The 19,723-nt window shown below is 40.8% G+C and carries 20 protein-coding genes; 5 read left to right on the top strand and 15 right to left on the bottom strand.

The annotated features are described in order from the left end of the window. Positions 1-69: 69 nt before the first annotated feature. The 5 genes from CSV70_RS06470 to cyoE form a co-directional block, all read right to left on the bottom strand. Positions 70-417 carry a cytochrome C oxidase subunit IV family protein gene (locus CSV70_RS06470; RefSeq protein WP_085133136.1) on the bottom strand — a complete coding sequence of 116 codons (348 nt, stop codon included), beginning with the start codon at positions 415-417 and terminating at the stop codon, positions 70-72. Beyond that, positions 417-1,043, bottom strand: a complete 627-nt coding sequence (locus CSV70_RS06465) for a cytochrome (ubi)quinol oxidase subunit III (protein WP_085133135.1) — start codon at positions 1,041-1,043, stop codon at positions 417-419. The genes CSV70_RS06470 and CSV70_RS06465 overlap by 1 nt, the downstream gene beginning before the upstream one ends. Next, on the bottom strand, positions 1,043-2,920 hold the full coding sequence (locus CSV70_RS06460) for a cytochrome c oxidase subunit I (RefSeq protein WP_085133134.1): 1,878 nt from the start codon (positions 2,918-2,920) through the stop codon (positions 1,043-1,045). The genes CSV70_RS06465 and CSV70_RS06460 overlap by 1 nt, the downstream gene beginning before the upstream one ends. A 33-nt stretch (positions 2,921-2,953) precedes the next feature. Next, positions 2,954-4,021: a cytochrome c oxidase subunit II gene (gene coxB / locus CSV70_RS06455; RefSeq protein ID WP_085133133.1), complete on the bottom strand. Its 1,068-nt coding sequence runs from the start codon at positions 4,019-4,021 to the stop codon at positions 2,954-2,956. Positions 4,022-4,123: 102 nt separating this feature from the next. Then, positions 4,124-5,041 carry a heme o synthase gene (gene cyoE / locus CSV70_RS06450; protein WP_085133132.1) on the bottom strand — a complete coding sequence of 306 codons (918 nt, stop codon included), beginning with the start codon at positions 5,039-5,041 and terminating at the stop codon, positions 4,124-4,126. Positions 5,042-5,415: 374 nt separating this feature from the next. On the opposite strand from cyoE, the gene CSV70_RS06445 reads away from it, so the two are divergent. Next, positions 5,416-6,360, top strand: a complete 945-nt coding sequence (locus CSV70_RS06445) for a COX15/CtaA family protein (protein WP_085133131.1) — start codon at positions 5,416-5,418, stop codon at positions 6,358-6,360. Between the two features lie 104 nt (positions 6,361-6,464). Here the strand turns inward: CSV70_RS06445 and CSV70_RS06440 are convergent, their stop codons facing one another. The 3 genes from CSV70_RS06440 to CSV70_RS06430 form a co-directional block, all read right to left on the bottom strand. Beyond that, complete coding sequence (locus CSV70_RS06440) at positions 6,465-9,911, bottom strand: pyruvate carboxylase (RefSeq protein ID WP_099628670.1); 3,447 nt, start codon at positions 9,909-9,911, stop codon at positions 6,465-6,467. Positions 9,912-9,925: 14 nt separating this feature from the next. Further along, positions 9,926-11,095: an FtsW/RodA/SpoVE family cell cycle protein gene (locus CSV70_RS06435; protein ID WP_085133129.1), complete on the bottom strand. Its 1,170-nt coding sequence runs from the start codon at positions 11,093-11,095 to the stop codon at positions 9,926-9,928. A gap of 64 nt (positions 11,096-11,159) precedes the next feature. Then, positions 11,160-11,441: an Fpa/YlaN family protein gene (locus CSV70_RS06430; protein WP_085133128.1), complete on the bottom strand. Its 282-nt coding sequence runs from the start codon at positions 11,439-11,441 to the stop codon at positions 11,160-11,162. 176 nt (positions 11,442-11,617) lie between these two features. Here CSV70_RS06430 and CSV70_RS06425 point away from each other — a divergent pair, with 176 nt between their 5' ends. Together CSV70_RS06425 and CSV70_RS06420 are read left to right on the top strand one after the other, a co-directional pair. Further along, positions 11,618-12,115: a hypothetical protein gene (locus tag CSV70_RS06425; protein WP_085133127.1), complete on the top strand. Its 498-nt coding sequence runs from the start codon at positions 11,618-11,620 to the stop codon at positions 12,113-12,115. 13 nt (positions 12,116-12,128) lie between these two features. Beyond that, entirely contained in the window at positions 12,129-12,332 is a 204-nt protein-coding gene (locus CSV70_RS06420) for a YlaI family protein (RefSeq protein WP_085133126.1), read from the top strand. A gap of 18 nt (positions 12,333-12,350) precedes the next feature. On the opposite strand, the gene CSV70_RS06415 is transcribed toward CSV70_RS06420, so the two are convergent. After that, complete coding sequence (locus CSV70_RS06415; protein ID WP_369802560.1) at positions 12,351-12,686, bottom strand: YlaH-like family protein; 336 nt, start codon at positions 12,684-12,686, stop codon at positions 12,351-12,353. A 24-nt stretch (positions 12,687-12,710) separates the two neighbouring features. Beyond that, positions 12,711-14,552 (bottom strand): translational GTPase TypA, encoded by a 1,842-nt coding sequence (gene typA, locus CSV70_RS06410; protein ID WP_085133124.1) that lies wholly within the window; start codon positions 14,550-14,552, stop codon positions 12,711-12,713. 100 nt (positions 14,553-14,652) lie between these two features. On the opposite strand from typA, the gene CSV70_RS06405 reads away from it, so the two are divergent. Further along, complete coding sequence (locus CSV70_RS06405) at positions 14,653-14,838, top strand: YlaF family protein (RefSeq protein WP_085133123.1); 186 nt, start codon at positions 14,653-14,655, stop codon at positions 14,836-14,838. Between the two features lie 55 nt (positions 14,839-14,893). Here the strand turns inward: CSV70_RS06405 and CSV70_RS06400 are convergent, their stop codons facing one another. Then, a complete protein-coding gene (locus CSV70_RS06400; RefSeq protein WP_085133122.1) occupies positions 14,894-15,685 on the bottom strand; it encodes an inositol monophosphatase family protein in 792 nt (263 codons plus the stop codon). 153 nt (positions 15,686-15,838) lie between these two features. Further along, the gene (locus CSV70_RS06395) at positions 15,839-16,039 is read right to left on the bottom strand and encodes a hypothetical protein (RefSeq protein WP_085133121.1); all 201 of its coding nucleotides are present in this window, start codon (positions 16,037-16,039) and stop codon (positions 15,839-15,841) included. A gap of 160 nt (positions 16,040-16,199) precedes the next feature. Between CSV70_RS06395 and CSV70_RS06390 the strand changes: the two genes are divergently transcribed. Beyond that, positions 16,200-16,829: a YktB family protein gene (locus CSV70_RS06390; protein ID WP_099628703.1), complete on the top strand. Its 630-nt coding sequence runs from the start codon at positions 16,200-16,202 to the stop codon at positions 16,827-16,829. A 153-nt stretch (positions 16,830-16,982) separates the two neighbouring features. On the opposite strand, the gene CSV70_RS06385 is transcribed toward CSV70_RS06390, so the two are convergent. From CSV70_RS06385 to lpdA, 3 genes are all read right to left on the bottom strand, one after another. After that, positions 16,983-17,261: a UPF0223 family protein gene (locus CSV70_RS06385; protein WP_085133120.1), complete on the bottom strand. Its 279-nt coding sequence runs from the start codon at positions 17,259-17,261 to the stop codon at positions 16,983-16,985. An 11-nt stretch (positions 17,262-17,272) separates the two neighbouring features. Then, positions 17,273-18,232: an NAD(P)H-dependent flavin oxidoreductase gene (locus tag CSV70_RS06380; protein WP_099661083.1), complete on the bottom strand. Its 960-nt coding sequence runs from the start codon at positions 18,230-18,232 to the stop codon at positions 17,273-17,275. A 76-nt stretch (positions 18,233-18,308) separates the two neighbouring features. After that, the gene (gene lpdA / locus CSV70_RS06375) at positions 18,309-19,721 is read right to left on the bottom strand and encodes a dihydrolipoyl dehydrogenase (protein WP_099661084.1); all 1,413 of its coding nucleotides are present in this window, start codon (positions 19,719-19,721) and stop codon (positions 18,309-18,311) included. Positions 19,722-19,723 lie beyond the last annotated feature (2 nt).

Raw genomic sequence — 19,723 nt, 5'->3', positions numbered from 1 at the left:
TTTGACAATTTCATCTAAAAGCGAATAGAAAAAGAGCTTATGGAAGAATCCATAAGCTCTTTCTATTGCTTACCACCAAACGATCGTTACAAATGTAAGTGGGAGCAAAAATCCTAACATTGCACCTGTAAACATAAACATTTGTGGAATGCCATGTCCTTTTTCATTCATATGCATGAAGTAATAAAGTTGAAGACCAACTTGTACAGCTGCAAAGAGGAATAGAGTTGGAATAATAAAGAATTTTGAGAAACCAGGAACGTCATTTAGATGAGCAAACACCATAGAAAATGATACAAGTGTTAAGAAAATCATCAGAGAAAACATCGCAACTTGGCTGCGCATTGCTTCTTTTGCTCGACGTTGAGATAGCGACTGTTCAGCAGGAGATCTTTTAATCATTTGAACTTCTGACATCAACCGATCACTCCCATCAAGTAGACTACAGTAAAGATGAATACCCAAACTACGTCAATGAAGTGCCAGTAAAGAGAAAATGTATAATACTTAGTAGCGTTATACAAGTTCAGTCCACGCTTTGAGTTACGGAAGATCAACAACGTGATCCATACTAAACCAATTGCAACGTGGAATCCGTGTGTTCCTACTAATGTATAGAAAGCGGAACTGAACGCACTATTACTGAACGTAAATCCTAATTGAACGTAATGAGAAAACTCATACACTTCTAACATCAAGAATCCAAGTCCTAATAATGCTGTTATACCTAACCATAGCTGCATCTTTTTGAAATTGAAACTCTTCAGATGGTACATTGCGTACACACTTGTTAGTGAAGATGTTAAAAGAAGCATTGTCATTACAAATACTAACGGCAATGTGTATAGTTCTTGCGTTGTGAAACCAAAGCCACTCGGACCTTTGTTTTTCAAAGCCATATACGTTGCGAACAACGTAGCGAAGAGAATTGTCTCTCCGCCAAGGAATAGCCAGAAACCAACGAATTTATTTTTAGCTTCCATAGTCGCTCTCTCAGGATGAGCTGGCCATGTTTCAGGGGTGAATTTTGTATTCAAATCCATTAGTTACGCCCCCTTTTAATATTTTCTTGATCCTGTAAGATTTGCTCTTTCGTTACATAGTAACCAAGGTCATCTTTCAATGAACGTGTAGCCATTGCAACGAACGTGAAAGCAAGACCAAAGATCAATACTCCCAGTCCCCACGAAGTTTCCTGTTGGAACATCGCACCGAATCCAGCGATGAATAATCCAAGAGTCATCAACATTGGGATAATTGAACCGTGTGGCATATGAATGTCTGTAATAGGTTCAGCTGGTGTAATCATTTCCTTACTACCTTCCATCTTCTCAATCCATAGAGTATCCAAACCACGGACTAATGGAGTTGCAGGGAAGTTATAGAAAGGTGGTGGTGATGGAATCGCCCACTCAAGTGTACGTCCGTCGCCCCAAGGATCATTTCCAACGCGCTCATTTTTAACAGTTGTCATAATGATATTGATTACCATGACTGTAAAACCAATTGCCATTAATAGCGCACCGATTGTACTTACCATGTTTGCAATGTTCCAGCCTTGTCCGTCCATAAACGTCCAAACACGACGTGGCATTCCCCAGAAACCTAACCAGTGTTGAATTAGGAATGTCATGTGGAAACCGATAAAGAAGAATACAAAAGTAATTTTCCCTAAAAACTCGCTCAACATCGTACCGAACATTTTTGGCCACCAGTAGTGAAGGCCGGCAAAAATAGCTAGTACTACCCCACCTACGATTACGTAGTGGAAGTGAGCTACGATGAAGTAAGAATCGTGTAGCTGATAGTCAAGTGGTGCTGCCCCTTGCATTACACCTGTTACTCCACCCATTACGAATGAAGGAATAAAACCTAAAGCATAGAGCATTGGAGTTGTAACTTTTATACTACCGCCCCAAATTGTAAGCAACCAGTTAAAGATTTTAACACCTGTAGGTACAGCAATTGCCATCGTCGCTACTGCGAAGATTGCGTTCGCTGTCGGCCCAAGACCAACTGTAAACATATGGTGAGCCCATACCATGAAGCCTAAGAAACCGATTAACACTGTAGCAAATACCATCGCTGTGTAACCGAATAGACGTTTCCGTGAAAATACGGAGAATACTTCTGAGAAAATACCGAATGCCGGCAAAATCAAGATATATACTTCAGGGTGACCGAAAATCCAGAAAATATGCTCCCAGATAATCGTGTTTCCGCCCATCGTATGATCAAAGAAGTTACCACTAAACATACGGTCAAACGTTAGGAAGAACAATCCAATCGTCAACGGAGGGAATGCGAACAAAATCATTGCAGACGCAACAAACGTAGTCCATGTAAACAAAGGCATACGCATATACGTCATCCCTGGTGCACGCATGTTAATGATAGTTACAAGGAAGTTAATCCCTGCCATCAACGTACCACCACCCGCGATCTGTAAACCGATTGCATAGAAATCCACACCATGTCCTGGTGAGTGAAGCGATAATGATGCATAAGATGTCCATCCAGCATCTGGAACTTCACCGAATAACCAAGAGATGTTAAGGAATAAACCACCAAATGCGAACATCCAAAAACCTAATGAGTTGATGAATGGGAACGCTACGTCACGTGCCCCGATTTGAAGCGGCATGATCGCGTTCATAAAACCAAAGAGAATCGGCATTGCTGCCAAGAAAATCATGGTCGTTCCGTGCATTGTAATTAAGTCATTAAAAAGCCCTGCGCTTACGAGATCGTTGTTTGGCGTCATCAACTGAAGACGAATGATCATCGCTTCAATACCACCAAGAACGAAGAAGAATAATCCCCCGAGGAGATACAGAATTCCGATCTTCTTATGGTCGACTGTCGTTAGCCAATCCCATAGTGTTGCGCCAAAGCCACTTTTTTGAGCAACTGAACTCACTGTGTTACCTCCTATTCAATTTCCGTTTGAAAATTATTTTGCTACTTTTAAGCCCATTAAGTATTCAGCTAAAGCATCTAAGTCTTCATCAGAAATTTGATCTTCACTGAATGAAGGCATCGTATTGCCTGGCTTATGTTTCTGTGTATCACGAATCCAATCTTTCAAGTTTTCTTCATCGTGTTCAAGGAAACCTGCCACACGATTACGATCACCGAATGAAGCCAAGTTTGGTCCTTGTGCACCAGACTCACCTACACCTGAAACTGCGTGACAACCGATACAGCTTTGAGAGAAGACTTCTTCGCCGTCAGCGTTTGCAACAACAGGTTCTTCTGCTGTTTTCTGCATAGCTGTAACCCAGCTGTCAAATTGGTCTCTCGGTAATGTTTTCACTTTAAAGTCCATCAATGCGTGAGAAGGTCCACATAGCTCAGCACATTTCCCGTAGAAAACGCCATCTTTCAAGCCGTCAGATTCTTTCTCAAATGACAGATAGAATTTATTTACGTTCTCAACGTTCGTATCTAGCTTACCGCCAACTGACGGAATCCAGAATGAGTGCTTTACGTCCGCTGCGATCAAGTTGAAATAAACTTTTTCATCAGTAGGTACTACTAGTTCCTGAGCAGTAACAATACCTAGATCAGGATACTCGAACTCCCACCAATACAACTTCGCTGTAACATCTACTACTAAGTTCTCCGCGTTGCCGTCTTCATCAACTGCTCCCATTGCCTTCACATCACCTAATTTATATGTGTAGTGAACGGTAGGAATAGCAAGAATCAAAAGTAATACTATTGGAATGAATGTCCAAAGCAGCTCAAGTGTGTGACTTCCTTCCACTTGCTCTGGGATATGATCTTCACCCAATTTGGAACGTCTGAAGCGGAATAATGCAACAGTGTAAATAATTACTACTACAATGATAACCAGTAACATGATTCCTGATGCTAATAGCAACAACTTGAACTGGTCATTAGCGACTTGTCCAGCTGGTTGGAAGGTTGAAATTTCTTCATTACCACAACCTGCCATGAACACAGCGAAAACCGCTAGTAAAGAAAAGAGACGCCACTTTTTGAGTCCTTTAATCATCGCTAACTAATACCTCTCTTTCTAAAAAAATGTTTTTCTACTCTGGAGGACTGAGTGCCCCTTTATGATGAATTCCTGTTTTAAAGAAAGAATTCCGATACGTTAGATGAATATGGAGAAAATAATCATGGATACAAACAAGATTGTCATATAATTTAAAGAATAAACGAACATTCCTGTTGCCCATTTCAAATCTTCTTTGGCTTTGAATCCTTTGATAGATAAATAAAGCCATCCAATATTCAACAGTGTTGCAAAAACTATAAACCCGGTACCGAGCTGTGGTAACAAGAATGGTAATGGAAATAGTAGCAATACCCACATGAGCATCGACTTCTTCGTCCGCTCAAACCCTTTTACAACTGGTAACATCGGAATGTTAGCCGCTCGATACTCTTCTGTTCTGCGCATAGCCAACGCATAGAAATGCGGTGGTTGCCATATGAACATGATGAAAAACAATGCCCACGCTCCCATTGGCAGTGTAGGATCAACAGCTGCCCATCCGATTAGGGGTGGAATTGCTCCTGAAAGACTTCCTACTACGGTATTGCTTACATGCTTACGTTTTGACCACATGGAATACAAAACAACATAAGCGAATACACCCAAGATGCCAAGCCAACCTGCCATAGGTGATGCAGAGAATAATAATACTTCTCCAGCCACTAAGAATGTAACGGCTAACGTCATCACAGCGGGAGCTTTAAATCTACCTGTTACTGTCGGTCTCGACTTTGTTCTCGACATGACGGGATCAATATCGCGGTCAATCAAGTTATTCATTGCGCCCGAAGATGCGATAATCAATCCTGTTCCCAGAATCGCAAATACCAGTAGATCAAAGTTGTGGAGAAAACTTTTACCAGTGAATTGAAATGCCAAAAAAAGACCGGTGAACGTAGTGATCAAGTTCGAGTTGACAATACCTATTTTGATCAGCGCCAAAAAGTCTTTCCACAAGGTAATGGTTTCTACTTTTGGATCTGCAACTGTCGAAAGCGTTCGACCGTTTGACATAATAACCCTCCTTTCAAAGTTTTCAGCAAAGACCCTATCACCTACTATATCTAAAATCGTCCGGAATTTCCAGACCAATTCTCAATTTATAGCGGTTTATGCAACCTTTGTGTCTTTATCATTCACCTTCTATATAGTAATGCATTTGTGGCTCTCATTTGTGAAGTTAAAGAGACTATTTTATGAACAATTTGTGAAAAGCCTTATACATCAGTGGTTTATTCCCTTCATGCATTGTGTTTCTGTCATTTTTTCGTTATCATAAAGCTTGCAATAGATGCTTCAATTCCACAGAATCCATTGAGATTCAACGATATATCTCAATATAATTATTTTTGGAATTCAGGCAAAATTTTACGTAAATCGACCTTTTGATGGTCAATTCAATAGAAGAAGGTGTTTCGTACTTGCGATACAACAGATTTTTAAAATGGTTTGGGGTAGCTTCAACGATCGGCATGCTCGCGATCTTACTTGGTGGAGCGCTAGTTACTAAAACCGACAGTGGTATGGGGTGTGGAAGGCATTGGCCGGGATGTAATGGACAACTTATTCCTGATGACATCACAGCAGAAGTATTAATCGAATTCTCACATCGTTTAGTTACAGGTTCAGTAGGTATTTTCATCGTCATACTGGCTATATGGTCGTGGAAAGCACTTGGTCATGTCCGCGAAACAAAGTTTTTAGCTTTTATGGCAGTATTTTTCTTGATTCTACAGGCATTGATTGGAGCAGCGCAAGTATTATGGGGACAAGGTGATTTTATCTTGGCCTTACACTTTGGGATTTCCCTCATATCCTTTGCGTCAGTCTTCCTATTAACTTTATTGGTTTTTGAAGTAGACCAGAAGTTTGACGCAGATAAGATACGTATAGACAAATCATTACGTTACCACACCATCGGGGTAACTATTTATTCATACTTTGTTATATACACTGGCGCTCTTGTTCGTCATACCAGTTCAGGTCTTGTATGTTCTGACTGGCCTTTGTGCCGGAATAACGAATTCAGCTTACCGAATAATATGTATGAATGGATACAAATGGGTCACCGTTTAGCTGCAGCTTTGATTGTTGTATGGATTGGGTTCATCGCAATTAAAGCCATTAAACATTATAGTGATCAACGCGTTATTTACTGGGGTTGGATTACAGCATTTGGCTTAGTACTCGCACAAGCAACTACAGGGATGATTGTCGTACTGACTAAATTAAATCTCTATTTTGCTTTGTTACATTCGTTGTTCATCACATTATTATTTGGCTTATTAACTTATTTAGTTCTTTTAGTCTCTCGCAACCGGATAAAGAAGTAATTTGAGAGCGTGCAACAGCTGTTTTAAAGGTTGTTGCGCGCTATTTGTATCTAACTATAGAAAAACAGCTTCCACTGTCTTAACGACATGTGGAAGCTGTTTTTTTAATGTTCTAATTCAATCAATAAGTCTCCTGATGAGATAGAATCTCCAGGACTTGCGTATATGGCTTTAACAACGCCCGCAAAAGGAGCTTGAATCGTTGTTTCCATTTTCATAGCCTCTGTAATTAACAAATGCTCACCGCGTTTTACTTTAGCGCCAATTGAAACCGCAACTTGTAAAACAGTTCCTGGCATAGTAGCCGCAATATGCGTTTCATTTGTAGGATCGGCTTTTTGCTTCGTATCATCTTTTGTTTCCACTTGGAAATCTTGGATAATGATTTCACGTGACTGTCCGTTTAACTCGAAATACAGCGTCCGTGTTCCGTCGGGATTAGGTTCACCGATCGATACCAATTTGACGATAAGTGTTTTACCGAACTCAATCTCAATTTCGATTTCTTCGCCTAAACGTAAGCCATACAGGAATTCTGGCGTATTGATGACAGAAACATCATCAAACTGTTTTCTTACTTCGATATATTCTTCAAAGACTTTAGGATATAGGACGTAAGCGAGCGCATCATGCATTGTAGCGGGCTTTTCCATTTTTTCCCTTAACTTCTTTAGAACGTCCTGGAAGTTTACTGGCGCCAATAACTCGCCGGGACGTACAGTGATCGCTTTGCGCCCTTTTAAAATTACTTCCTGTAGCTCTTTCGGGAAACCGCCATATGGCTGACCGATTGAACCTTCGAAAAACTCAATAACGGATTCAGGGAAATCGATAGTTTGTCCTTTTTCAATGACCGTATGCTCGTCCAATTCATTTTGTACCATGAACAACGCCATATCCCCTACTACTTTAGATGATGGTGTCACTTTGACAATATCACCAAAGAGGAAGTTCACACGGGAATACATTTTTTTCACTTCTTCCCAGCGCTCTCCAAGCCCTACAGCTTTCGACTGCTGTTGCAAATTCGAATATTGACCACCCGGCATCTCATGAACATAAATTTCCGAGTGTGGACTATTCATGCCACTTTCAAAAGGTTTGTAGTATTTTCGTACATCTTCCCAGTAATGCGAAAGTTTCTCTAAGGATTCTGTATTTGCACGTACATGACGTTCATTGTTTTGCATTGCATACGCAAGTGAATTGGCTGAAGGCTGAGAAGTCATACCCGCCATTGATCCAATAGCTGTATCGACAATGTCCACTCCCGCTTCTATCGCTTTGGCATACATATAAATACCGTTGCCGCTCGTATCGTGTGTATGCAAATGAATTGGCAGACTTGTTGACGCTTTCAATTCTGAAACTAGACGATAGGCCGCTTCAGGTTTTAGCAATCCCGCCATATCTTTGATTGCCAATATATGCGCACCGACTGATTCCAATTCTTTGGCCATCTCTTTGTAGTAGTTGACCGTATATTTGGCACGATTGTCGTCCAGAATATCTCCTGTATAACAGATTGTCGCTTCTGCAATTTTTCCTGTCGAACGTGTTTCATCAATTGCCACTTCCATACCTTTAATCCAGTTCAAGCTATCGAAAATACGGAATACATCAATACCTGATGCAGCCGATTCCTTTATGAATTCACGGATGACGTTATCTGGATAGTTTGTATAACCAACAGCATTGGCTCCTCTGAAGAGCATCTGGAACAAGACATTAGGTACTTGCTTGCGTAATTTCTCGAGTCGATCCCACGGGCTTTCTTTCAAGAATCGATATGCTACATCAAATGTCGCGCCTCCCCACATCTCGAATGAGAAGAGATCAGGTAATAAATGCGCACTTTCTGTTGCAATCTGCGTTAACTCTTTCGTTCTCATACGCGTAGCCAATAAAGACTGATGTGCATCACGGAAAGTAGTATCTGTCAGTAGTACATCATCTTGCTTTAATACCCACTCGACTAACCCATCTGCACCTTGCTCGTCCAAAATCTGTTTCGTCCCTTTGGGTATCGGCATACTATAATCAATTTTTGGTATACGTACAGGATGTAAAACAGGACGTGTTGAGTCATCAATGCCAGGGAATCCGTTAATGGTAACGTTTCCAAGATATGATAAAGCTTTCGTTCCTCTATCTTGCTTCTTCGCAAATGCGAATAGTTCCGGCGTTTCATCGATAAAGCTCGTATTGTAGTGGCCCGATAAAAAGTTTTCATGACATACGACATTTTCAAGGAAAGGTATATTCGTTTTAATTCCACGAATTCTGAATTCCTTCAAATTTCTGTGCATTTTACTTGCAGCATCCCCAAAGGTCGAGCCCCAAGTTGAAACCTTCACTAATAATGAATCATAGTACGGACTAATCACAGAACCTTGATACGCATTGCCGGTATCCAAGCGAACACCAAATCCGCCACTCGAACGATAGACCATTACTTTTCCTGTATCAGGCATGAAATCATTCAACGGGTCTTCCGTTGTAACACGTGATTGAATAGCATAACCAAATAACGGAATATCTTGTTGCGCTGGTATGTTCACACGTTCAGAATGAAGTGCTTCGCCTGCTGCGATCAGCACTTGTGACTGCACAATATCAATTCCTGTAATCATTTCTGTAATCGTGTGTTCTACTTGAATACGCGGATTAACTTCGATGAAATAGAAAGAATCATCAGCTACTAAAAACTCTACTGTACCTGCATTGATATAAGATACATTTTTTGATAGTTTAACAGCTGCATTACAAATCTCATGGCGTAACTCTTCCGTCAATGAAATGGAAGGAGCGATCTCCACTACCTTTTGATGGCGACGCTGAATAGAACAATCGCGTTCGTACAAATGGACTATCTCTCCATATGTATCACCTAGTATTTGTACTTCGATATGTTTTGGGTTCGTAATGTATTTCTCTACATAGACTTCATCAGATCCAAATGCTGATTTCGCTTCGGATTTCGCGCGGTTATAAGCCTCTTGCACTTCTTCCGGTGACTCGACGATTCGCATACCGCGACCACCGCCACCTAACGAAGCTTTAATAATAATCGGATAGCTATGCTGCTCACCAAATGCCGCAACCTCTTCTACAGAGGTAACCGGTCCATCACTGCCTGGTATGACGGGGATATCAGCTAATATCGCTTGTTCCCGAGCTTTTACCTTATCGCCAAACATTTCTAAATGGGTTGATGTCGGACCAATAAAGATAATACCCTCTTCTTCTAAACGTGCTGCGAATTGAGCATTCTCCGCTAAAAATCCGTAGCCCGGGTGAATGGCATCGACATTCGCTTTTTTCGCAATGTCGATAATTCCTTCAATATCCAAGTATGCATCGATAGGTTTTTTGCCTTCACCCACTATAAATGACTGATCGGATTTGTAACGATGTAGTGAGGCACGATCTTCAGCTGAATAAATACCAACTGTAGCAATACCTAATTCTGTACATGCTCGAAATACACGAATTGCAATCTCGCCGCGGTTTGCGACTAGTACTTTCCTAATCTCTCTTCTTTCCACCAACAAATCAATCCCCTCTACTCTGTTCTTTCATATTTGACAAACATTGAAACGTTCATCAATATACCAAGCGCAATCGACAAGAACACAACAGACGTACCGCCATAACTAATGAACGGCAATGTAACTCCTGTTAATGGAATCAATCCTGTCAATCCTCCTAAGTTTACCAGTGTTTGAATAGCAATCAAGCTACCTACACCGGCAGCGAGCATTCTGGCATGTGCGTCTTTTGTACGCAGTGCAACAGTAAACGCTCTCATCACGATGAAAAATAGACCTCCAAGAACAAGTGTTGTTCCAAGTAATCCAGTTTCTTCAGAGATTACTGCCATAATAACATCAGTATGTGGTTCAGGTAAATAGCCAAGTTTCTGAATACTGTTTCCTAGGCCTACTCCTTTCAGCCCGCCGGCACCAATTGCAATGTATCCATTGACAATTTGCAGGCCTGAACCTTGTATGTATTCAAAGGGATCTGTAAAGGCAAGAAAGCGCCCCATACGCGAAGCGGTCATGACCGTTTCCCACTTAATCCAGAGAACAATCCCGATTAATACGCCAAGCAGAGCAAAGAAACGACTGATGATCAGATAATTCTTCACTTTCATTCCACTTGCCATGATGACAGATATAGCCACGAGAAATAAAATCATGGTGGCTCCAAAATCCGGTTCCAACAGAACTAATAAAAGAGTGGCTGTTAAAACAGAAAATGTCGGGAATATAGTAGTTTTGATTTCATCCAATGTTCCTGCATAATATTTATTTGCAAATACACCGGAGAAATATACGATAAATGCAATTTTTGCTACTTCTGTTGGCTGTAAGTTCCCTACTCCAAATGGTAATGAAAGCCAACTTTTCGCCCCTACAGCATCACCAAATCCTATGAATTTCACAAGGATCAATAGAGAAAACATGACGGTCAGCGTTCCATACAAGAACTTTTTATTTCTATAATGCCGGTAAGGAATAATAGATGCTAACAGAAACACCGGAATCGCAATGGCTAAGTTCGTCAATTGTTTCTTAAAGAAATGGGATGGTTCAAAGTTATAAATATTCATGGCCCAAACCATGCTTGCACTGTAAATCATAATCAGCCCAAATAAACAGAGCAGTAAATATACGATAAATAATGGATAGTCAAAATTACGTAAAATTCGATTCATATAAGTCTTCATTTTCATTGTACCTCGTCGTCTTAAATAAAAAACTCAAACTGTTGGAGTAGTTTGAGTCTTCCATTTATTTATTTGTATACAGTTCGTGTAAAATATTTAACTCTTTTTCCAGAACAGAGATGATTTCACGGCCTTTATCCTGTTCGACTAGGCCGAGCTTAACAGCAAAATCAATCTCACGGGATAATCCGTACATTTGCGTATCAAGCACTTCCTCATATAGTGGACATTGTGGCATCGTTAAATTATCCATTTGAACTTTGATCAGTTTAGCAATTTTTTCTGCATCGATTTGCAGTTGTTTCATGGCTTGTTCTTTGTACGTATCTTGAACTTCTATTTCCATGGAGACGCCCCCATTATTCATTATTCCCGCAAGGTGTTAATGTCTAAATTGTATCTTTTGCTCTTGCAAAATGCAAGCGTTACCCAATGAAAAAATGAACTGAAATGAAATCCTTTTCACTTCTTCTATGAAAAGGTATACTAAATTTAGTGACTATGGATTGAGGGGGATATATTTTGGAACTTATTATACCGATTACTGGAAATGTGAAACATGCAATTACATTAGATCCTACTGTTTGGATATTTGATGATCGCCGTATTGATTTGGATGAATTTTTCTCAGAGGATTTTGTCGAAATAGATGAAATGGAAGAGTATAAAGAAAAAATGGGTAAACACTGGTCTAGAGAAATCATGGAAGGTGCCACGTACCCACCCACTTTAAAAAGTGAAAAAAGATATGAAAAAGATAAAATGCTGTCAAGCAGCTTTGGTATTGTATTGAAACCATTTATACACAATGCTGTTCCATCTGCAAATGCAACAATGTTTACACTCATTACAAAAGACGAAAAATACACGTATCCACTTGAGGAAGCAGCTAACGTAATTTTCAAATTCAGTCATAATGGTAAACCTCTTCGCGAAGACGGGCCTGTACATGTACTGTTTAAAGACGGGTCAAATCAAGATTCACCGATTCGTTATGTCCAAGCTATCCAAGTGGATTAAAGGAGAATTTCCAATGCGCGTTAAATGTGTCATATGTGACCAAAACGATCAATTAGAGGATGACAATCCGCTTGCTAAGAAATTACGAAACCGGCCCATTCATACGTATATGTGCCCTACTTGTAGAGAGCGGATCAGCAATTTGACAGAGAAACGAATCGCAACTGGTAACTTTGTTTTCCATCGTAGCTCAGATCCAACTGAAAAAGATTTTTAATCCAACTAAAAGACTCCGTTACTGAGTAACGGAGTCTTTTTTGTGTTCATTCATTCGTCGAACACGATAGATAATGAGAATGGCAGCAGCCACAAACAGTCCTTCTACGATTGGCAGGAAGAAAGCTAAGAATGTTAATATTATACACCCGATGAATAAGAACGTATAGATGATAACATTTCGACCAAAACTAATCTTCCTTGCGAATCCGAGTTTATACACAATAGCAGACATGATGAAAACGAGCGCAAACAGAATATAGCCGGCTGTCGTGAAATTTGGCGCATACTCATAAATGATGCGCGCAGTTCCCGACAACCGATTGTAGACCATTTCTGAATCCTCTACTCTCATTCCATACATTCCCTTCTATCTTTATTATTCGCCAAGTTTTTTCTTTTTGTTTACGCGTTCGCGTTCATTCTTATCAAGAACTTTTTTACGTATACGAATAGATTCTGGAGTAACTTCACAGTACTCGTCATCACCAATATATTGCAACGCTTCTTCAAGCGACATAATACGTGGCTTTTTCGTTGTAACAGTTTGGTCTTTCGAAGCCGAACGTACGTTAGTAGCATGTTTGATTTTCGTTAAGTTAATTGTCAAATCGCTATCACGGTTACTTTCCCCGACTACCTGACCAGCATAGATTTCTGCACCAGATGCAACAAACATCGTTCCACGGTCTTCGAGTTGCATAACACCATAACCAGTTACTGTACCGTTCTCCATAGATACAAGAACTCCGTGACGTCTGCCACCGATTTTACCAGTTGTGACCGGCTTATAGCTGTCAAACGTATGGTTTAAGATACCGTATCCACGAGTCAATGTAAGGAAATCTGTTGTATAACCGATCAATCCGCGAGCGGGTACCAAGAAGATCAAGCGTACTTGTCCGTTACCGTTATTGATCATATCCAACATTTCACCCTTACGTTCACCAATAGATTCAATGATTGATCCAGTATGTTCTTCCGGAACATCAATTTGAACGCGTTCGTAAGGCTCGCTACGCTTACCATCGATTTCGCGAATGATTACTTGTGGCTTGGAGACTTGAAGTTCGAAACCTTCACGACGCATATTCTCGATAAGAATAGACAAGTGAAGTTCTCCACGTCCAGATACGATCCATTCGTCTGGAGAATCTGTTTGGTCTACTCGTAATGAAACGTCCGTCTCTAGCTGTTGATCTAAACGCTCTTGAATCTTACGTGAAGTGACCCATTTCCCTTCGCGACCAGCAAATGGACTATTATTAACTAAGAAACGCATTTGAAGCGTTGGCTCATCGATGTGGAGTGCAGGAAGCGCTTCTTGATGATCAGTTGGACAAACTGTCTCACCGACATCAATGTCACCCATTCCTGAAACGGCTACGAGGTCGCCTGCGTATGCTTCTTCAACTTCGACTCTCTTCAAGCCTAGGAAACCGTATAGTTTCGTCACACGTAAAGTCTTGACAGATCCATCACGCTTAAGAACTGCGACTTGTTCTCCAACTTTCATCGTTCCACGGAAAATACGTCCGATTCCGATACGACCAACGTAGTCGTTGTAATCAAGTAGAGATACTTGGAACTGAAGCGGCTCGTCACGATTGTCGATTGGTGATGGTATGTTTTCAAGAATGGATTCATAAAGAACACGTAACGTGTCTTCTTGTGTTGCAGGATCTGGAGAAAGGCTCGCAGTACCATTGAACCCAGAAGCAAAAACAACCGGGAATTCCAATTGCTCATCATTCGCATCAAGCTCGATGAATAATTCAAGTACTTCGTCTACTACTTCCTCTGGTCTTGCGAAATCACGGTCAATTTTATTTACAACAACAATTGGCTTCAAGTTTGTTTCCAAAGCTTTTTTCAAGACGAATCGAGTTTGTGGCATACATCCTTCGAATGCATCAACCACTAAAATTACGCCGTCTACCATGCGCAAGATTCTTTCTACTTCGCCACCAAAGTCAGCGTGTCCTGGTGTATCCAAGATGTTGATTTTTGTGTCATTATATTCAATAGCAGTGTTTTTAGCTAGGATCGTAATTCCTCGCTCACGCTCAAGTTCGTTCGAGTCCATTGCACGTTCATCTACGTGCTCATTCGACCGGAAAATACCGGATTGTTTAAGTAATTGGTCGACCAATGTCGTTTTACCATGGTCTACGTGGGCAATAATTGCAATATTTCTAAGATCAGTACGTTCGTTTGTCATTTTTTCACTCCGTTTATCTTTATTTCAGATGTTCAACTGTGTTATTATAGCACAAGATAGTTCAATTAAATAACATTTTAATTTATATGGAGGGATTTTTTTGAAAGACATTAAGTGGATTTTCGTAATTTATTCACTCGGCGCCGTACTTTCCATGTCCGCAATTGGTATTGGAGTAGGTATGCGTAGCCTACTAGTTGTCGTCCTTGCCATTGTCGCTCTAATTTTAATAATGGGTAACGGATTCAAAACAAAAGCACGTATGCGTAGAGAAGGCACGCTATAAATAACTCAAAGGGACTGTACATTAAACCGTTTTGGTTTAACAAACAGCCCCTTTTTTATTTTAGTCGGATATAATTTGATAAAATTTCCTCATGTAATCCCGGACGTGTGACAATAAATGTGTCAGATCCAAGTAGATGTGGCGTCTCACCTTTTAAATTCGTTGCTACAGCCCCTACTTCTTGCGCAATGACAATTCCCCCAGCGATATCCCAAGGCGCCAGTCGCATAGAAATATACGCGTCAATCTTACCAGATGATACATACGCCAGCTCAATCGCTGCTGAACCATATGATCGCGTTCCGCGGCAACGTGTGACGAGCTCAATAATTTTTTCGTTTTCTACGCGATGATTTGGCGCAACCCAGCTAGCATTGATGCCGATGATTGCTTCTTCAAGTGGAGTAATTTCCAGTTGCGGTAGACGCTCATCATTGAAATAAGCACCTTCACCTTTCGCTGCATGGTATAACTCATCCCGCATTACATCATATATGTAGCCCAGCATCCCCACGCCGTCTACATAAATCCCCAATGAAATCGCAAAGTTTCTTCTCTGATGGATAAAATTCATCGTTCCGTCTATTGGATCTAGGAACCAAACTACTCCGTCAAGCGAAGAAATTTCATCTCCAAATCCCTCTTCTGAAACCATTTTATGCTCAGGAAAATCTTGTCTTACCCGTTCAATAAAAAAGCTTTCCACTTCTCTATCAATATTGGTAACTAGATCATTAGCGTCTGCCTTTGAATCGATGTCAATTGTACTAAAAAAAGACACTCGTATTTTGTGGCCAGCCTCTTTGATTAACGATTTCGCATATCGATCTATCGCATTAAGATTCATTCTGCCACCTCTTCCCACTCCGACTATCGCTAGTATAACACAGAGGCAACGGAACGAAAAAGATAACAGTGATAGGATATTAAGTAAAAAGACACCCCGTCACATTTTCTTCATTTCTGAAGTAAATGGGGATGTCTTTTTACTAAACCGTACTTACATCGAAAAAACATTAAGTGTCTCCAATTCATTGTGAATTTCTGTCAATCGTAGTTTACTTTTATCAACTTGAACTGTGTCTTGGTCTTGTAGTGCGTCGTATAGAGTAGCTAATTCATAATCCAATTCCAATTGTAAAGTTCTCACATATTCTCTCTCAACATCTTCTTTTCGGATAAAATGAACGACCTGTTTCATAAGTAGCACCCCTTTTAGTTAATATTTGACTCTAACCGTCTTATCAGTAAGATATGCGAAAATTCCGACTTTTATTGGTTAGAAGCCTTGTTATTTTAAATTATTCCCCGTTTACTGATAAGATAAACGTAGTCACTACAAACTGGAGGAGATTTTCTTGATTCAGTCTTATTGGTCATCAAATGATTTTGATGTTTTCACCGTTGATGGCTTGGATAATCGCATGAAAGCTTTGCAGGAAAAGATACAACCAAAATTCATAGAATTAGGAAATCATTTTGCACACCGCCTTTCCGCACACGGTACGGGTGAGTTTTTTCCACATGTTGCAAAACACGCAAGACGAACTGTAAATCCGCCACGGGATAGTTGGGTGGCATTCGCTCCTGCTAAGAGAGGCTATAAAGCGTTACCTCACTTTCAGATTGGCTTGTGGGGCACACATTTATTCATCATACTGGCAATTATTTATGAAAATCCCGATAAAAAAGGAATTGCTACACGTTTAGAAAAAGAAATGAACGTAATGACTTCGTTGCCAAAGGATTTTGTTATATCTGGAGATCATATGAAGCCTGAAGCCGAGCGAATTGGTGAAGTAGGTACAGAAGGACTTGAGAAGTTGCTGGATCGTCTGCAAACTGTGAAAAAAGCAGAGTTTTTAGTTGGTCGTCACCTTTCAAGAGATGAAGCATCCAAAATGAGCGAAAAGCAATTTTATGAGTATGCAGAAGATACGTTCACCAAATTATTACCTGTTTATGATGTAGTTATTGATTCTTTTGATTGAAAATAAAAATCGCGCGAAATAGCACCGCCGGTCGATGTCCGATGCAGAGGATTTTCCCTCATGATCAACTAATTTGGCATTCCAGGCAAATCATCCATCACATGTGAGAGCAAAATAAAAGACACCCATTGAGACAGGTGTCTTTTGCTTTGATTATTTTTTCACCTTTAGCAGTTCGCCAGGTTTACTCTCTTTAGCCGCCTTCACTACGCGAAATGCTACATAGTCACTACTTTCCTCGAATTCCTTGCACAACGTTTTTTCTTCAGCCATGGATGGAACCACACTTTTGAAAGCTCGATAATATCTCATAAATTCGTCACGTTCGATATTCGATTCATACGCTTGCTCTACTTTTGTGAAAAAATCGATCACCTTAACAATCTCTTCTGTTGACCAATCCGCACGTAGCGGATATTGATAACCTGCCATTTACTTCTCTCCTATCTGACACTCCATTTTTCTCGTATTGTTAACGCTTCATTTTTCATTCGTTCAAACAATTTGGCGACACTTGGAACATCCTCGATCATACCCGCTACTTGGCCACCCCAACCAAAGCCTTGATCATTCATACCATCGTGAATGAATTTACGATTGGCATCTCCGCTAATAAATGCTTTCAGCCCTTCGTAACCGGCATCTTCCGCTTCTAATTTTAGAATCTTCTCTGTCCACTCATTCGTTAATGCACGTGCAGGTGCACCGATTGTCCGTTTGATAATCGTCGTGTCCTGTTCACTACTAGCTAAAAGAGTTTCTAGATAAGCAGGTGATGCATCGACACATTCTTTCGTCGCTATGAAACGAGTGCCCATCTCGATCCCTTCTGCCCCGAGTGCTTGTGCTGCCATCCAGCCCCGCCCATCTCCAATACCACCTGAGCCAATGACTGGTATAGTAACGGAATCTACAATTCTTGGGATTAATACCATCGTACCAATATCATCACGGCCTAAATGTCCGCCGCCTTCTTGTCCAACTGCTATGACAGCATCAGCGCCAATCTCTTCAGCTTTTTGCGCTTGCCTTCTAGCCGCCACCAACACCATCTTCTTCACATCAGTACCTGTTAACATTTCAAATAGTGGCGCAGGATTTCCTCCGGTAACCGATATAATATTGATGTTTTCTTCCAATGCAGCTTCCACCATCGCTTCATACGATCTACCATGATTACCAATGGCAAAATTTACACTAAAGGGTTTATTTGTCTTTTGGCGAACTTTGCGGATTTCTTCTTTCAATGCTTCAGGCGAAGATAGACTCATCGCTGTAATTTGGCCGAGACCGCCTGCTTCCGAAACGGCAGCAGCCAAGTCTGAATAAGCCAAATAGGCAAGTCCTCCTTGCACAATCGGATATTCAATTCCAAACAGTTTTGTCACTCTAGTTTCCCACATGAAAATCCCCCATTTTTTCATAATGTAAAAAGGCCCATGAGAAAAATTCCCCATGGGCTGTTCAATTCTAGCTGTTTTATTTCGTCATCATGTGAATCGGCTTACCAAGTGCAACTTCTGCTGCTTCCATGGAAATCTCGCCTAATGTAGGGTGAGCATGAATAGTCATAGAAATATCTTCAAGTGTCATACCTGCTTCAATCGCTAGACCAAGTTCTGCAATCATGTCAGAAGCATTTTCCCCAACGATTTGTGCGCCAAGTAATAAGCCGTCTTCTTTGCGGCCTACAAGCTTCACGAAACCTTCTGTAGCATCCAATGAAAGAGCACGGCCGTTTGCTGCAAACGGGAACTTACCACTTATTACATCATATCCTTCATCTTTTGCTTGCTTTTCGTTTAAGCCTACAGTTGCTAGTTCAGGATCTGTGAAGCATACAGCTGGAATCGCCATATAATCTACTTCAGATTTTTCTCCAGCAATAGCTTCTGCTGCAACTTTCGCCTCGTAAGAAGCTTTGTGCGCAAGCTGAGGTCCCGCCACGATATCACCGATTGCATATACATTCGGTAGATTTGTACGGCATTGCTTGTCCACTTCGATCAAACCACGGTCCGTCATGTTCAAGTCAAGACTTTCCAAACCGATTTCATCTGTATTCGGACGACGGCCCACCGTTACAAGAACGTAGTCCGCTTCAATTTTCACTTCTTCACCTTTAGCTTCGTAAGTTACTACGACACCATCTTTAGTTTCTTCAACGCCCTTAGCAGATGCTTTCACAACTACTTCAACGCCTTTTTTCTTCAAGCCTTTTTTTACGATTTGCGTCATTTGTTTTTCGAAACCAGCAAGGATATCATCCGCACCCTCAAGAATGGTTACTTCAGATCCCAGATTAGCATAAGCAGATCCAAGTTCTGTACCAATATAACCGCCACCGACAACGACAAGCTTTTTCGGTAATTCTTTCAAACTTAGAGCACCGGTAGAATTGATTACACGGTCTGTAAATTTGAATGAAGGGATTTCAACTGGGCGTGCACCCGTTGCGATGATAACGTTGTTGAATTTATAGGTTTGAGCAGAGTTGTCTGTCATCACACGTACAGTGTTCGCATCCACGAAATACGCTTCACCTGCAACAGTTTCTACTTTGTTTCCTTTAAGCAAACCGGATACGCCGCCCGTTAACTTAGACACAACACTTTCCTTAAACTTCATAGCTTTAGAAAAGTCTAGTTCGACAGATTTCGCAGTGATTCCCATAGCATCTGCATTCTGAGCATCCACAAAGCGGTGTCCAACAGAAATCATTGCTTTAGAAGGAATACATCCAACGTTCAAACAAACGCCGCCGATTGTATCTTTTTCTACGATTGTAACTTTTTGACCAAGTTGAGCTGCGCGTATTGCTGCCACATATCCTCCTGGGCCTGAACCTACTACAAGTGTGTCAACTTCAATTGGAAAATCTCCTACTACCATTG

This window comes from Sporosarcina sp. P25 (assembly GCF_002743235.1).
Taxonomy (GTDB): Bacteria; Bacillota; Bacilli; order Bacillales_A; family Planococcaceae; genus Sporosarcina; species Sporosarcina ureae_B.
The sequence above is the reverse complement of the archived record's forward strand: the minus strand, read 5'-3'. Positions and strand labels throughout refer to the sequence as shown.

Excerpts from the sequence above, each read along its gene's own strand:
- CSV70_RS06435 (WP_085133129.1), bottom strand. The coding sequence starts at position 11,095 with ATGAAGACTTATATGAATCGAATTTTACGTAATTTTGACTATCCATTA.
- CSV70_RS06465 (WP_085133135.1), bottom strand. The coding sequence starts at position 1,043 with ATGGATTTGAATACAAAATTCACCCCTGAAACATGGCCAGCTCATCCT.
- cyoE (WP_085133132.1), bottom strand. The coding sequence starts at position 5,041 with ATGTCAAACGGTCGAACGCTTTCGACAGTTGCAGATCCAAAAGTAGAA.
- CSV70_RS06385 (WP_085133120.1), bottom strand. The coding sequence starts at position 17,261 with ATGGCAGGTTATCAATATCCGCTACGTGCGGATTGGTCAACAGAAGAG.
- CSV70_RS06420 (WP_085133126.1), top strand. The coding sequence starts at position 12,129 with ATGCGCGTTAAATGTGTCATATGTGACCAAAACGATCAATTAGAGGAT.
- CSV70_RS06395 (WP_085133121.1), bottom strand. The coding sequence starts at position 16,039 with ATGAAACAGGTCGTTCATTTTATCCGAAAAGAAGATGTTGAGAGAGAA.
- CSV70_RS06430 (WP_085133128.1), bottom strand. The coding sequence starts at position 11,441 with ATGGAAATAGAAGTTCAAGATACGTACAAAGAACAAGCCATGAAACAA.
- coxB (WP_085133133.1), bottom strand. The coding sequence starts at position 4,021 with ATGATTAAAGGACTCAAAAAGTGGCGTCTCTTTTCTTTACTAGCGGTT.
- CSV70_RS06470 (WP_085133136.1), bottom strand. The coding sequence starts at position 417 with ATGTCAGAAGTTCAAATGATTAAAAGATCTCCTGCTGAACAGTCGCTA.
- typA (WP_085133124.1), bottom strand. The coding sequence starts at position 14,552 with ATGACAAACGAACGTACTGATCTTAGAAATATTGCAATTATTGCCCAC.
- CSV70_RS06400 (WP_085133122.1), bottom strand. The coding sequence starts at position 15,685 with ATGAATCTTAATGCGATAGATCGATATGCGAAATCGTTAATCAAAGAG.
- CSV70_RS06380 (WP_099661083.1), bottom strand. The coding sequence starts at position 18,232 with ATGTGGGAAACTAGAGTGACAAAACTGTTTGGAATTGAATATCCGATT.
- CSV70_RS06415 (WP_369802560.1), bottom strand. The coding sequence starts at position 12,686 with ATGAGAGTAGAGGATTCAGAAATGGTCTACAATCGGTTGTCGGGAACT.
- lpdA (WP_099661084.1), bottom strand. The coding sequence starts at position 19,721 with ATGGTAGTAGGAGATTTTCCAATTGAAGTTGACACACTTGTAGTAGGT.
- CSV70_RS06445 (WP_085133131.1), top strand. The coding sequence starts at position 5,416 with ATGGTCAATTCAATAGAAGAAGGTGTTTCGTACTTGCGATACAACAGA.